General features: G+C 73.3%; 11 protein-coding genes. 5 read left to right on the top strand and 6 right to left on the bottom strand.

Annotated elements, in window-relative coordinates; all coding sequences use genetic code 11:
- The first annotated feature begins 167 nt into the window (after positions 1–167).
- Entirely contained in the window at positions 168–353 is a 186-nt protein-coding gene (locus ACLQ29_RS10525) for a hypothetical protein (RefSeq protein ID WP_357245912.1), read from the top strand.
- 15 nt (positions 354–368) lie between these two features.
- Here the strand turns inward: ACLQ29_RS10525 and corA are convergent, their stop codons facing one another.
- Positions 369–1,499, bottom strand: coding sequence for a magnesium/cobalt transporter CorA (corA, locus tag ACLQ29_RS10530; protein ID WP_425771422.1), 1,131 nt, complete (start codon positions 1,497–1,499; stop codon positions 369–371).
- 166 nt (positions 1,500–1,665) lie between these two features.
- Between corA and ACLQ29_RS10535 the strand changes: the two genes are divergently transcribed.
- Both ACLQ29_RS10535 and ACLQ29_RS10540 read left to right on the top strand, forming a co-directional pair.
- Positions 1,666–3,624, top strand: a complete 1,959-nt coding sequence (locus tag ACLQ29_RS10535) for an amino acid transporter (RefSeq protein ID WP_425771423.1) — start codon at positions 1,666–1,668, stop codon at positions 3,622–3,624.
- Between the two features lie 34 nt (positions 3,625–3,658).
- Complete coding sequence (locus ACLQ29_RS10540; RefSeq protein ID WP_425771424.1) at positions 3,659–3,874, top strand: hypothetical protein; 216 nt, start codon at positions 3,659–3,661, stop codon at positions 3,872–3,874.
- 41 nt (positions 3,875–3,915) lie between these two features.
- On the opposite strand, the gene ACLQ29_RS10545 is transcribed toward ACLQ29_RS10540, so the two are convergent.
- The 3 genes from ACLQ29_RS10545 to ACLQ29_RS10555 all read right to left on the bottom strand — a co-directional run bounded on the left by ACLQ29_RS10545 (position 3,916) and on the right by ACLQ29_RS10555 (position 9,434).
- Positions 3,916–5,550, bottom strand: a complete 1,635-nt coding sequence (locus ACLQ29_RS10545; protein ID WP_425771425.1) for a Na+/H+ antiporter — start codon at positions 5,548–5,550, stop codon at positions 3,916–3,918.
- 181 nt (positions 5,551–5,731) lie between these two features.
- Positions 5,732–9,154: a BTAD domain-containing putative transcriptional regulator gene (locus ACLQ29_RS10550; protein ID WP_425771426.1), complete on the bottom strand. Its 3,423-nt coding sequence runs from the start codon at positions 9,152–9,154 to the stop codon at positions 5,732–5,734.
- A 55-nt stretch (positions 9,155–9,209) separates the two neighbouring features.
- On the bottom strand, positions 9,210–9,434 hold the full coding sequence (locus ACLQ29_RS10555; RefSeq protein ID WP_425771427.1) for a hypothetical protein: 225 nt from the start codon (positions 9,432–9,434) through the stop codon (positions 9,210–9,212).
- 396 nt (positions 9,435–9,830) lie between these two features.
- On the opposite strand from ACLQ29_RS10555, the gene ACLQ29_RS10560 reads away from it, so the two are divergent.
- Both ACLQ29_RS10560 and ACLQ29_RS10565 read left to right on the top strand, forming a co-directional pair.
- Entirely contained in the window at positions 9,831–10,280 is a 450-nt protein-coding gene (locus ACLQ29_RS10560) for a hypothetical protein (RefSeq protein ID WP_425771428.1), read from the top strand.
- A complete protein-coding gene (locus tag ACLQ29_RS10565) occupies positions 10,277–10,672 on the top strand; it encodes a hypothetical protein (protein WP_393367374.1) in 396 nt (131 codons plus the stop codon). Before ACLQ29_RS10560 ends, ACLQ29_RS10565 begins: the two co-directional genes overlap by 4 nt.
- 3 nt (positions 10,673–10,675) lie before the next feature.
- Here the strand turns inward: ACLQ29_RS10565 and ACLQ29_RS10570 are convergent, their stop codons facing one another.
- Positions 10,676–12,847, bottom strand: a complete 2,172-nt coding sequence (locus ACLQ29_RS10570) for a hypothetical protein (protein WP_425771429.1) — start codon at positions 12,845–12,847, stop codon at positions 10,676–10,678.
- A gap of 8 nt (positions 12,848–12,855) precedes the next feature.
- Positions 12,856–13,779 (bottom strand): SDR family NAD(P)-dependent oxidoreductase, encoded by a 924-nt coding sequence (locus ACLQ29_RS10575; RefSeq protein WP_425771430.1) that lies wholly within the window; start codon positions 13,777–13,779, stop codon positions 12,856–12,858.
- Positions 13,780–13,874 lie beyond the last annotated feature (95 nt).

The raw sequence follows: 13,874 nt of genomic DNA on the forward strand, positions 1-13,874 counted from the left end.
CCGTCCAACGTCGATGCGTAATGTCCGGTTTGGCAGGGCGCAGTCGGAAACCCGTAAACAAGCGGTGCGAATATGGCCGAACGTGGGAAGGTTCGAGTGGCTGTCGTACCGGTGGAGCGTGGACGTCGCGCCGCCGACGAGGGCTTCGACGAGGAGAGGCGGGGCCCATGCAGGCTCAGCGCAGACCAGCACGTGCGGAGCGGAGCCAGGCCCGGGACGACCGGACCGGCGGCGGCATGACCGGGGCGGCGACGCCACTGACGATCTGGGCCGCCGCCGTCCTGCTGGGCCGGATCGCCGCCGGCGACGACGACGTCGAGGACGAACGGCACATCCTGCGCGGCATCGAGTGATCTCGACCGCGCGGTTCACAGCCAGCCGCGCCGCTTGAAGATCACATAGAGGGTGCCGCAGACCAGCAGCATCAGCAGCAGCGCGAACAGGTAGCCGAAGCGCCAGTTCAACTCCGGCATGTGGACGAAGTTCATCCCGTACACGGTGCCGATGAGTGTGGGAGCGAACAGGATCGCCGCCCAGGACGAGACCTTCTTCAGCTCCTCGTTCTGCGCGTAGCTGGCCGCGGTGAGGCTGCGCATCTCCTCGTTCTGCTGCTGCGAGACGAGGGTCGCGTTGACGGTGAGGATGTTCTGCAACAGGTGCCGGAACCCGTCCACCCGCTCCACCACCTGGGTCAGGTGGTCGGTCACGTCCCGCAGGTAGCGGCGCAGCTCCTCGTCCGCGCCGGCGCTGCCGGCCCCGTCGGCGAGCGCGTCGAGCACGGCGAGCAGGGGGCGGGCGGCCCGCTGGAACTGGATGACCTCTCGGCTGAGGCCGTAGATGCGCCGGCTGGCGTTCGGGTCGCCGCCGAACACCTGGGTCTCGATCTCGTCGATGTCGTTCTCCAGCCCGGCCACCACCGGCGCGTACCCGTCGACGACCTGGTCGAGGATCGCGTACAGGACCGCCTCCGGGCCCCGGGCGAGCATCGGCGCGTCGGTCTCCATCCGCCGGCGCACCGCGGCCAGATCCGGGACCTCACCGTGCCGGACGGTGATCACGAAGCCCGGCCCGATGAACAGGTGCAGCTCGGAGAACTCGACCTCCTCGCGCAGGTCGTCGTAGCGGGCGGCGCGCAGCACCACGAACAGGGTGTGCCCGTACCGCTCCAGCTTGGGTCGCTGGTGGGCGTTTATCGCGTCCTCGACCGCCAGGTCGTGCAGCCGGAACTCCCGGGCCAGTGACGTGATCTGTTCGATGTCGGGCCGGTACAACCCGATCCAGGCCATTGCCGCGTCCTGCTCCTGCAGGCAGCGGTACGTCTCGGCGAGCCCGGACGGCGAGGCGAAGCGGTGCCCTCGGACGTAGACGGCGCTGTCCACCAGACCGCCGGTGGGTTGGTCGGGCGGCACCGTCGGCGGTGGCACGCCAACCGTGGTCTCGTACTCGTCCAGTTGGCGACCGAAGCCACCACCAGGGCGGAAGCGACGGCCACCGACCATGCCTGTCCCCTCCCCGGCGCCGTCCGGTCCGGTGCGCGCCCGCACACCCGGGGGCGCTGCATCCCCCGTGTCCGCCGCCCGAAACCCCGCCCCGCGACGGGTGGGTTCCGGGCACCTGGGGACGGGCGCGGCCCAACGGGCGGATACTCACGGTGACCATGGGCGGATGACGGGGGACGCGCCGATGGAGGTCGACAGGCGCGGAGGCCGGCTGCGGGGGTGGTTGCTCGACGCCGGCTCGGACCAGGCCGTGCGGCATCCGGGGCCACACGGACGCCCACCGGAGCACCGGCAGCATCCGTGGTGGAAGGTGATGTGCCTGACCGGCGTCGACTACTTCTCCACGCTGGGCTACCAACCGGGCATCGCGGCGCTGGCCGCCGGGGCGCTGTCGCCGGTGGCGACCCTGGTGTTGGTGCTGGTGACGCTGCTGGGCGCGCTGCCGGTCTACCGGCGGGTGGCGGTGGAGAGCCCGCACGGTGAGGGTTCCATCGCGATGCTGGTACGCCTGCTCAGCTACTGGCCGGGCAAGTTGCTGGTGCTGGTGCTGCTCGGTTTCGCGGCCACCGACTTCATCATCACCATCACCCTGTCGGCCGCCGACGCGACCGCGCACATCGACGAGAACCCGTTCTGGCCGGACGGGTTCACGGGACACGAGGTACTCGTCACCCTGGTGCTCGTCTCGCTGCTGGGCGCGGTGTTCCTCAAGGGATTCACCGAGGCCATCGGCATTGCCGTCGTGCTGGTGGCGGTCTACCTGGCGCTGAACGCGGTGGTGGTGGTCGACGCGCTGTGGCGGGTGGTGACGCACCCGAGCGCGGTCGAGGACTGGACCACGACCCTGACCACCGCGCACGGCGATCCCTGGCTTGTGGTCGGGCTGTCCCTGCTGGTCTTCCCGAAGCTGGCGTTGGGCCTGTCCGGCTTCGAGACCGGGGTGGCCGTGATGCCGAGCGTGCGGGGCGACCCGCAGGACTCCGAGGCTCGACCGCTGGGCCGGATCCGCGGCGCGCGCCGACTGCTCACCACGGCGGCGGTGATCATGAGTGTCTTCCTCATCACCAGCAGCGTGACGACCACCATCCTGATCCCGGCGGAGGACTTCCGGCCGGGCGGTCCGGCGAACGGCCGGGCGCTTGCCTACCTGGCGCACCAGCACCTCGGGGAGGTGTTCGGCACCGTCTACGACCTGTCCACCATCGGGATCCTCTGGTTCGCGGGGGCGTCGGCGATGGCCGGCCTGCTCAACCTCGTCCCCCGCTACCTGCCCCGCTACGGCATGGCACCGACCTGGGCACGGGCCGTCCGGCCGCTGGTGCTGGTCTTCACCGCGGTGGCCTTCCTGATCACGGTCGTCTTCGACGCCAGCGTGGACGCGCAGGGCGGGGCGTACGCCACAGGTGTGCTGGTGTTGATCACCTCGGCGGCGACGGCGGTGACGCTGGCGGCGGCCCGGCGGCGTCAGCGCGGTCGCACCGTCGGGTTCGGCGTCATCGCGGTGGTCTTCGTCTACACCACCCTGGCGAACGTGGTGGAACGCCCCGACGGCGTCAAGATCGCGGCCTGTTTCATCGGCGGGATCATCGTGGTCTCGGTGCTGTCCCGGGTGTCTCGTGCCTACGAGCTGCGGGTGGACCGGATCGAGCTGGATCCGGTCGCCACCCGGATGATCGACGAGCGTGCCGGACGGCGGATCCGGCTCGTCGCCCACGAGCCCGACCGGCACGACGAGGCCGAGTACCGCGCCAAGTTGGAACAGACGATGGCGGACAACGACTTCCCCGACGACAGCGACGTGATCTTCGTCGAGGTGCACGTCACCGACCCGTCGGACTTCGAGACCGAGTTGCTGGTACGCGGCGTCCTGACCGACGACCGCTTCGCGGTGCTCAGCCTGACCAGTTCCTCGGTGCCCAACGCGCTCGCCGTCCTGCTGCTGGAGATCCGCGACCGCACGGGACGGCGACCGCACATCTACTTCGAGTGGAGCGAGGGTGGTCCGGCCCGCAACTTCCTGCGCTACCTGGCGTTCGGGCAGGGCGCGATCGCCTCGGTCACCCGGGAGATCCTGCGCCGCCAGGAGCCCGACCCGTGTCGCCGGCCGCACGTGCATGCCGGTTGACCTGCGCCTTCACATGATCGGCTAGCTTGCGCGGATGAGCTACGACACGGTCGTTCAGCGGTTCGCGCAGGGCGATGCGGCGCCGATGGCGGGTGCGGCGTTCCTGGCCGTCTTCGCGCCTCGCGTCGACAGTCGAGAACCTGAGGACAGCTACTGGCACATCAGCGCCGACGGCGGCGGCACGGCGGACGTCTACGCCACCCCTGCCGGCGGCTTCCCGAGGTACTTCGCCCCGACGCCCTGGTCGTGACGGCGGGTGCGGACATCGAGCGCGTCCTGCGGAGCTGCTAATTATTCGTTGGGCTCGCGCCCCAGCAACCGGATCTCCTCGTTGTCCAGCGCGGCCTGAAGCTCCTGTAGCACCAGGTCGTCGATCTCCTGGTTGTCGCGCAGCCGGGTGACCTCCCGCCGCTTGTGGGCGAGGACCCCGAGGCGCAGTCGACGTTCCACGCGACGTTCCTCGGCGGTGCTCCCCCCGGTCTCGTTGACGTCCGCCAGGTGCCGTTGGTACTCGGCCTGCAACCGGCGCACCGACTCCTCCCGGGCACCCACCTCGGCGGCGACCTGCGGCAGGGCAGCCAGGCCCGCCTCGGTGGCGCGTCGCCGCGCGTGCCTGGTCTCGTGGACCCGTCCGGGATCGCCGACCAGCCCCGCCCAGCGCACCACAAGCGGCAGGGTCGTGCCCTGAAGCAGCATGATCAGCACGATCACCAGCGCGGTGACGAAGATGATCAGATCGCGTTCGACCACCGGCCGGCCGGCGACCGTCATCGTCGGGACGGCCAGCGCGGCGGCGAGCGACACCGCGCCCCGGAAACCAGACCAGCCGCCGACCACCCCCACCCGCCAGCCGGAGGGACCCTGGGCGTCGTCCACCATCCGGCTACGCCGCAGCCGCGCCGACTGCGCGGTGAGGTAGATGAAGACCAGCCGGGTGGCCACGACGACAAGGGTGACCACCAGCACGATCACCAGAGCCCGCTCGGGCGAGGTGCTGGTGATGCCCCGCACCGCCCTGGGTATCTGCGTGCCGAGCAGGACGAACAGCCCGCCGTTGATCAGGAACGTGCTCAGGTCCCAGAACGCGTACGCCAGCACCCGGGATCGGGCGCGGATGACCCGTGGGCCGGCGTAGGCCAGCACGAGCCCGGCGACCACCACCGCCAGCACCCCGCTGGCGTGCACCGAGTCGGCGAGCAGGAAGGCCCCGAACGGTGTCAGCACGCTCAGCGCACCCTCGCGCAGTGGATCGTCGAGCCGCTTGCGGATCAGCACCACGGCCGCCCCCACCAGCAGGCCGGCGACCACGCCGCCGACGCTGGCGCCGACGAACTCCTCGCTGATGCCCAGCACACCCGGCTTGGCGCTCTGACTGAGCAGACCCACGGCCACCGCGAAGACCACAAGTGCGGTGCCGTCGTTGATCAGGCTTTCCGCGTGCAGGGTGGTGAGGAGCTTGCGGGGCAACCGTTTGGCGAGGCCGGTGACCGCGGCGGCGTCGGTCGGCGCGAGGACCGCGCCGAGCACCCAGGCGGCGGCGGGATTCACGCCGAACGCCTGCGCGGTGAACGACACCGTCACCATGGTGAGCACCACCAGCACCACGGCGAGCAGCCCGATCACCGGCAGGTTGGCCCGGATCTCCCGCAGGCTGATGGTGAGGCTCTCCCGGTAGAGGATCGCCGGCAGGAAGATCAGCAGCACCAGGTCCGGTTCCAGGGTCACCTCGGACAGCGGCGGTGTGAGCCCGAGCAGCACCCCGAACGCGATGAGCAGGACCGGCGGGGCGACCCGGTACCGACCGCCGAGGGTGGTGCCGATCAGGACGGTGCCGCCCAGCACCACGATCAGGACGAGCACCTCCACGCGTACCCCCTCGACCGTCGGCGCGACGGTGCGCGCGCCGGTGGTTACATCTGACCGCACCCCGGTTGCCGGTTCGGCATGTTCCGGCAAGTCGCGGGATGCCCGAGCGCGAGGGCGCGCCAGATGGCACGGGAGCGAACGCCGAAAGGAAGCCTCCGGTCGGGCAGAGCTACGGAGACCAGCCGGGGTCGCCGTTCACACCGGCCTGTCGATCATGGAGTTGTGGTGCCGGACTTGCGGTTTACGAGGGTTCTGGCGCCCGCCACAACTCCATGATCGGCCAGGAGTGGGGGCGCGCGGTGAGCGCGTGGGCGGTACGGCGGTGCGCGGCGGCTTCCTCGTCGTGGCCCAGAGCGGTGGCCAGCTCGGCCAGGTGCCCGGCCACCGGGCCGGCGGTGACCATTCCGCTGCCGGCGGCCAGCTCGGCGGCGGCCGGCCGGAGCGCGGTGGCGACGCGTTCCATGGTGGGCCGGTCGCCGATGGCGAGCGCCGCCCGAGCGGTGAGGCACAGCCGCACCTCCCGCAGCAGGTCGTGCGGCTCGTCCGGGAGGGCCCGCAGCGCCGCCCGGGTGGCGACCCGGTCGCCGGCGGCGGCGAGCAGCAGCGGCCGGACCCAGGGCTCGTGTGGACCCCAGTCCAACCGCGCCCAGTCCTCGTCCGGCCCGGGAATCGGGCGCTGACGCCCGGGGCCGGGCCCGGCATCGCTGACGGCGTCGGCCAGTCGCAGGCCGAGCAGGGCGAGCGGCAGCAACCCCTGGGCCAGGCCCGGCATGGCGTCGGCGGGCAGGCGTTCGGCGGCGGCCCGGTACGCGGTCGCCGCGGCGTCCCGGTCGCCGCTCACCGCCAGGCGCAGCGCGGCGTACCAGCCGGTGAAGACCCCGACCAGCGGCAGCTCGTAGCGCTGCGCGAGGCGGTCGGCGGCGCGGGCGTGCGCGTCCGCGCCGGCCCGGTCGGCACGCGCGCAGCAGGACTGGACCAGGACGAGGTGACCCAGCACCTCGAAGGTCACCAACTGCTGCGCGGTGGCCAGGTCGACGAGCTCCGCGCCGATCCGGGCCCGCTCGTCGGCCAGCCCGACACGGTGGAAGGCGTGCATGAAACGCGCGTTCAGTGCGAATGCCAACAGCCCGGGATCCCCGACGGTCCGGGCGATCCGCTCGGCCTCGGCCGCGGCCCGGCGGCCACGGTCGCCGGTGGCGCCCCGCACCTCCAGCGCGAGCGTGCTCAGCAGCCGGCTGCGGTGCGCCGAGCCGGTCGGGCCGAGGCCGGTCAGGGCGTGCTCGGCGGCACGCACGATCCGCTCGGAGAGCGCGTCGTCGTCATTGCGGGTCCAGATGGCGGGCACGTCGAACCCGGCGAGTACCTCCGCGGTCAGCCGGGGGTCGCCGACCGCCTCGGCGTCGGTGATCGCCGCCGCCCGGTACCGCCGCGCCTCGGCCAACCGACCCGTCACCGCGAGCCCACGCCCGAGGCCCAGCACCGCGCCGAGCCGCTCGCGCCGCTCGTCCCGCCCGGCCCGGTCGTACGCGTCGATGACCTGCGCCCACAGCCGGGCCGCCTCGTGCGGGTTGCCGTCGCGTTCGGCCTGTTCGGCGGCGGTTCGGGCGTAGCCGGCGGCGCGGTGGGCGGCCTCCTGCCCGCCGGCGTGCAGCAGGTGGTGGGCGAGCGCGGCGGGGTCGACGGGCTGCTGCCGTCGCATCGCCTCGGCCACGGCCGCGTGCCAGGCCGCGCGACGCGACGCGGACAGGTCGGCGTAGAGCGTGTCGCGGACCAGGATGTGGGTGAACCGCAGCCGCCCGTCGGACTCCTGCTCGGTCAGGAACCCGGCCTGCAACCCGCGGTCCACGGCGTCCAGCACTGCCGCCGGGTCGTCCGCGAGCGCGCCGAGCACCGCGGGGTCGAGGTCCCGGCCGAGCACCGCCGCCTGCCGCAGCACGGTACGGGTCGGCGCGGGTAGCTGGGCGAGGCGGTGCCGGATCACGTCGCGCACCCCCGGTGGCACCGCCGCCAGCGCCGCCTGACCCGCGCTCGCGGACAACTGGGCCAGCTCCCGGACGAAGAACGGGTTGCCGCCGCTGCGGTGGTGGATCAGCCGGACGGTGGACGCATCCAGCTCCGGCCCGGCGACGGCACGGGCCAACGCGCCGGTCGCCTCGCCGGACAGTCCGCCGACGTACTCCCGCACCGGTTCGAGTCCGGCCGCGCGGGCCAGCGCGGCGGTCAGCTCCGGGCTGATCTCGGTGGCCCGGTAGGTGCCGAGGACCAGCATCGGGCCGGTGGCCGGCTGCGGGCCGGCGAGCAGGCCGGTGAGCAGGTCCAACGTGTCCCCGTCGGCGCGGTGCAGGTCGTCCAGGACCAGCAGCAGGGGTCCCCGGGCGGCGACGGCGGAGACCAGCGCCGCCACCGCGCGGTGCCGACGGAACCGGGCCACGGCGGGATCACTCGGGCCACCGGTCACCACCGGCTCGGCCAGCGCGCCACCCACCGATCCGGCCGGCTCGCCGCCCGCCGGCCCGGCCGGCTCGCCGCCCACCAGCCGGCCGCTCACCGATCCGGCCGGCTCGGTGAGCGCGTCGGTGATCTGCGTCCACGGCCAGGCGGCCGGGGCGCCGTCGTACTCGGGGCTGCGACCCCATGCCGTGGTCCAGCCCTCGGCGACGAGCTGCCGGCTCAGCTCCTCGGCCAGGGCGGACTTGCCGGCGCCCGGGTCCCCGCTGAGCAGGGCGAGCGTTGGCCGACCCGCCCGGGTGGCGGCCTCGGCGGCGTGCCGCAGCCGCGCCAACTCCGCGTCCCGTCCGACGAACGGTCGCCCCGGCGGCGAATCCGACCCGCCACCGCGAACGGCACCGGCCGCGACGGCCACCGCGGGGGTGGGGGTGAGGTGCGCCGCCTGGGCCAGGATGTCGGCCTCCAGCCGGCGCAGCTCGGGCCCCGGGTCCACCCCCAGCGCGGACACCACGGTGTCGCGGGCTTCGCGCAGCGCGGCCAACGCCTCGCCCTGCCGGCCGGCGCGGTAGCGGGCCAACGCGAGCAGCCGCCAGGCGTCCTCCCGCAGCGGATGGCCGGCGAGGTGGGCGGGCAGGTCGGCGGCGGCCTCGTCCGGCCGACCCAGCGCGAGCAGGGCCTCGGCCCGCCGTTCGACGGCGAGCAACCGCAGTTCGTCCAGCCGGTTGGTCTCCGCGACGGCCCAGACGGCGCCCACGCAGTCCGCGTACGCGGGTCCGCGCCAGAGCCCGAGCGCCGCGTCCAGCGCCGTCAGGGCCGGCGCGGGCAGGTCGGCGGCCAGCAGTCGTCCCGCCTCGCCGACGGCCGCCTCGAAGCGTGCCGCGTCCACCGCGTCCGGGGCGGTCCGCAGCGCGTACCCCGAGGGTTCGGTGAGCAGGAGGCGGGGTGGCTGCCGGGGCGGCCGGTCGGGCTCCAGCGCCCGGCGCAGGTCGGCGACGAAGGTCCGGATCGCGCCCACCGCGCCGTCGGACGGGACCTCCCACAGGTCGTTGACAAGGCGGTCCACCGGCACCACCCGGCCGTGGGCGATCAACAACCGGGCCAGCACCAGGCGCTGCCGGTGCCCCCGCAGCGGGACCGGGCCGCTCTCGGTGGCGGCGGTCACCGGCCCGAGTACGCCAAACGTCACCCGCGCCGGTGACGTCGACTGCCTGGTCATGACACCAATCTAGGCGGCCGTGCCGGCGGGGCACTGATGCGGCGCTGACCGGGCACTAGCCGGCCGAGCCGCCGGCCGGGTCTTCCGCGCCGTCCACCACGGAGCGAACGCAGGCCAACCAGTCGTCCCACGCGGCGGGGTCCGTTGGTCCGCCGTCTGCCTCGATGTGGATGTCTCCCAGAAGCGTGAGCAGGTCGTCCCCGGCCCGGTTCGCGAACTGCCACACGAAGCGGGACATCGCCACGAATGCCTCGCGCTCGTCCATCGAATAGCGGCTCATCGGACCTCTTCCCGCGGGCGGAACCCGCTCTGCGGCTGTGATCGTCATCGTGCCGAGTCCGGCACAGGTATGGCCACCGATAATGATCGTGGTGGAGCCAGGGACGACGGTAATACCTCCGACACGTGAGCGGGCCGCCGGACGCTCCCGTGCCGGAAGACCGCCGAAGGTGGCCGTGACCTGCGGAAATGCGACTCTGCGCGGGTGGACGCGAACCGGTCGGCGGTGATACACAGGCAGATACCGGCAGCCAACGGCGGCGAGTCGCCCATCGACCGTTCCCCTGCACCGCCGCCCTCGGGCTTCGCCGCACGGACCGCCTCGCGGTCGCGACCCACCCCACGGCACAGGCCCGGTGTCGGTCTGGCGAGCACGGTCCTCGACCAAGGAGTCGCCGTGGGGCATCTGCGCAACCGCGCCAAGCACCAACCGTTCGAGGTGGCCGCGTTGATCACGACACCCGTCTGTGGTGTCCTGCTGCTCGCGCTCGACGTCCGGCCACCGTCGGTCCAACTGTCCATGCCGGAACCCATCCAGCTCGGTTGGGAGGTCGCCCTGATCGCCGTCGGCGTGGGCGGGCTGCTGGGCATCCTGTGGCCCGGTCGGCTCTCCACGGGCCTCGGCATCGAGTTCGCGTCCGTGCTGATGCTCGGCACCATCACCGGCATGTACGCGGTGGCGCTGGTGGCGGTGGCGGGCCAGCAGGGCATCGTCGCCGCGTCGTTGATCAGCGCGGTGGTGCTGGGGTCCTTCTGGCGGATCGCCCAGATCGCGTCCGACCTCCGCTGCCTGGCCTACGGGCACCAGTGCACGACTCACCGACGGGTCGTGGGAGGTGTCACGTGATCTCGGTATCGACACCCGAGGCACCGCACTGGGTCCAGGTGTTGCTCAGCCTGCTCGGCGTCCTCGGCGGCACGACCGGCCTGGCCGCCATCGCCACGGTCGTGTCGCAGCGGGGCAAGTTCAAGGCCGACGCCGCCGACACGCTCACCGAGGCCGCCCTGACGCTCGTGCAACCCCTCCAGACGCGGATCACCGAGTTGGAGAGCGAGGCGGTGAGCGCCCGGTCGGAGTTGGGGCTGCTGCGCGAGCAGGTCAACCAGTTGCAGTACGTGGTCCGGGTGCTGACCCGCACGCTGGACAGGTGGCGGACCGCAGTGCACGCCCCCGACGCCACCCTGCGCAAGATCCGCACGGTGGTCGCGGAGTCCGAGCGACTGTCCGAGGACCGGTGAGGCTCATTCGTCGTCCGACCGGCGCAACCGGCCGGCGAGTTCCCGCAGGGCCGCCCGGAACTCGGGCGCGGACTCGTCCGGGTGGTGCCCGCGCAGCGGTGGCGGTCGACGCTCCCCCGGTGCGGGCAGCAGGTCCCGGGGGTCGCGCAGCCTCCGGTCGACACGCCCGGCCGGGTCGGCGGCGTCCGGCGGCGGATCCCCGGGCCGGTGCGCGGCGAAGATCCAACCGCCGACCGGGTCCGTGTCGCGCCAGAGGTTGAGCCACCGCCAGCCGACCCGCTCCCCCACCTCGCGCAACACGGTCTCGTTCAGGTACGCCGGAAAGAGCCGGGCGTAGAGGCGGTCCAGCGGGGAGCCGTAGGTGAGCAGCGCGACCCGTCGGCGGGTTCGCGGCGGCAGCCGCAGCACCGCGAGGGCCAGCAACGCCGAGCCGTGGCTGTGCCCGCACAGCACCACCCCGGCGTGCCGCTCGGCCAGTTGGGTGATCCGGTCGGCCAGCTCCGGCACGGCGCGGTCGGCGTAACTCGGGGGCGCGAACGGGTGGGCGGCCCGGGGCCAGAAGGTGCCCAGGTCCCACAGGATCCCGACGTGCCGGCGGAACCATGCCGTCCGGTAGGCGAACACACCACCCGACAACAGGACGAGGACCACTGCGGCGATGACGTAGGTGCCCACGGTGAGCGCCATCCCGACGAACCCGGTCGGCAGCCCGAAGACCTGCCACGCCACCTCGTCCGGTTCGCGCCCGAACTGTCCGAGCAGACCCGCGGCCAGCCCGACCACGGCGAGCACCGCGTACCCGGTGGCCAGAGGGCCCAGCCACTCGGTGAACCGCGCCCGGGCCACCGCCCCGGTGACCTCCCACAGCCGTCCGGTCGCCTCCGGCGGCGGCGTGGGGAAGTCGCGGGCGGTGATGTCCGCCGCCGCATGCCACCGGCGACGCCGGGACAGGACAGTCAACGCGGTGCACACCAGCGCCGCCGCGACCAGGTGCAGGAACACCGCCAGGATCGTCCAGCGGTACGGCAGCGGCGGCTCGTCGTCGGCGCGATAGCCGCCGAGCAGTACCCCCGTCTGATAGACGAGGTCGGCGGAGAACGCGCCGGACAGACCGACCGCGATGGCCGCGATGACCGTCGCACCCAGTCCCCGCGGCAGGGCAGACCGCCCCCGGACGTGACCGTGCCGCCACAGCACCAGCCCGCAGAGCAGCACCAGCAGCACCATCTGGCCGAGCAGCGCCCCGCCCGTGATCGCGCCGTAGCCCGGGAGCGTGGCCGACGATGCCCAGCCCCGCTCGTCGCCCGCGACAGCGACGAGGGTCGCCACGGTCAGCCCGGCCGCCACCAGGGCCGCCGCGCGGGCGGCCCAGGTGGACATCCGTGCGGTCGCCGCACGGTCGATGAGCCCCGGCACGGCGAGCAGACCGACGCAGGCCAGCAGGACCGCCGCGCTGAGCGTCAGCAGCAGCGTCGTCGCGGGCGTCGCGCCGCCGCCGCGACGGGCCACGAGCAACAGCAGATCGAGTACGGCGAACGCGGCGGCGACATGGATCGCCCGCAGCCGCCCCACCAGCGGCTCCACCGCCCACAGCGGGTTGCCGGACGGGCGGGACCTGCGGGTTCCGAGCAGCCGCAGGAGCGCGACCGCGGCGATCGGCAGCAGCGCCAGCGCGGCCAGCCGCTGCCCGACGTGCCGGTCGTCGAGCCCGGCCAGCGTGTCGAACGGCGCCCGGCAGTCCGCCGCGCCGAGACACCGCCAGGCGAGCAGGTCGAGGCCGACCCCGGCGATGGACACCACGTAGACCACCGTGAGGTTCAGCGCGAGGAGCCGGCACAGGACGGTGACCCCGGCGGCGGCGCGGCCGGCGGGCCGCATCCACACCGCCAGGTTGCTGAGCATGAACGGCAGCAGGAAGACCAGGGAGAGCGTCCGCGCCACGGTGCCCGAGGGCAGGTCACCCCAGCGGTACGCCTCCAGCGTCAGCCCGTCCGGGTCGGTGTCGTCGGGCCCGGCGCGGCGGTGGAAGCCCCCGCTGTCGTCGCCCGCGACCTGCCGCACCCTCGCCTCGCGCAGCACGACCGAGGGTCGCGCCCCCGACACGCCGTGCACCCGCAACTCCACCACGTCGTCGCGTCGCGGTTGGTCGCCGTGCCTCGGTGGTCTCTGCGGCATCGGGCCGGCTACCCGGCCGCAACCAGCTCCGCCGCCACGTCCCAGAGCCGCCGCGCGTTGCCCGGATCGAGGGCGTACGCCGCCACGCCTGTGTAGTCGGCGGGCCGCTCGGTGACGACCGGGGCCTCGGCGCAGTCCTCGAAGTAGCGACCGCCGACGCCGTCGAGCAGCGGGGACGCGGCGAGCAGAACCGAGGTCGCGGCGCCCTGCTGCGGGGTCTTCTGGCGTTCCCTGGGCGTACGCAGCCCGCCGGTGTGCTTCTGCAGGCCGGTGGCGATCGCACCCGGGTTGAGCGCGTTGGCGTAGATGCCCTCGCCGGACCAGCGGCGGGTCGCCTCGACGGCGAGCAGGGCCTCGGCGCTCTTGGACTGCCCGTAGGCCAGCAGCGGGTCGTACGGCCGGAACGCGAAGTGCAGGTCGTCGAAGATCACCGGGGAGAAGAGGTTGCCACTGGAGCTGACCGACACCACCCGGGCGCCACCGGCGGCGGCGAGCGCGTCGTGCAGGCCGACGGTCAACGCGTAGTGCCCCATGAAGTTGGTGGCGAACTGCATCTCCCAGCCCTCGGCGGTGCGCTCCAGCTCGGGCAGCGCCATGATCCCGGCGTTGTTGACCAGGATGTGCAGCGGCTGGTCCCAGCCGGCGACGAACCGGCGTACCGAATCCTGGTTGGCCAGGTCCAGCTCGCGGACGGTGACCCGGTCCGCGCCCAGGCCGGCCGCGATGTCCGCGGCGGCCTGCTCGCCGGCGCTGACCCGACGGACCGCGAGCACGACCTCGGCGCCGGCGGCGGCCAGCGAGCGGGCGGTCTCGACGCCGATGCCGGCGGCACCTCCGGTGACGAGGGCCCGTTTGCCGCTCAGGTCGACTCCGGCGAGGACCTCGTCGGCGGTCGAGGCGAACCCGAACGGGGTCGTGAGTCGCTCGCTCATCTCTGTCCCATCTCTCGTTGGTGCGTACGCCCCAAACTGTCACCCCGCCGGCCGGCGTTAGCCGGGTTCCTGGTTTTCCTGGTAGTGGCAGGACC

The sequence above is a fragment of the Micromonospora sp. DT228 genome, assembly GCF_049841595.1.
Lineage (GTDB): Bacteria > Actinomycetota > Actinomycetes > Mycobacteriales > Micromonosporaceae > Micromonospora.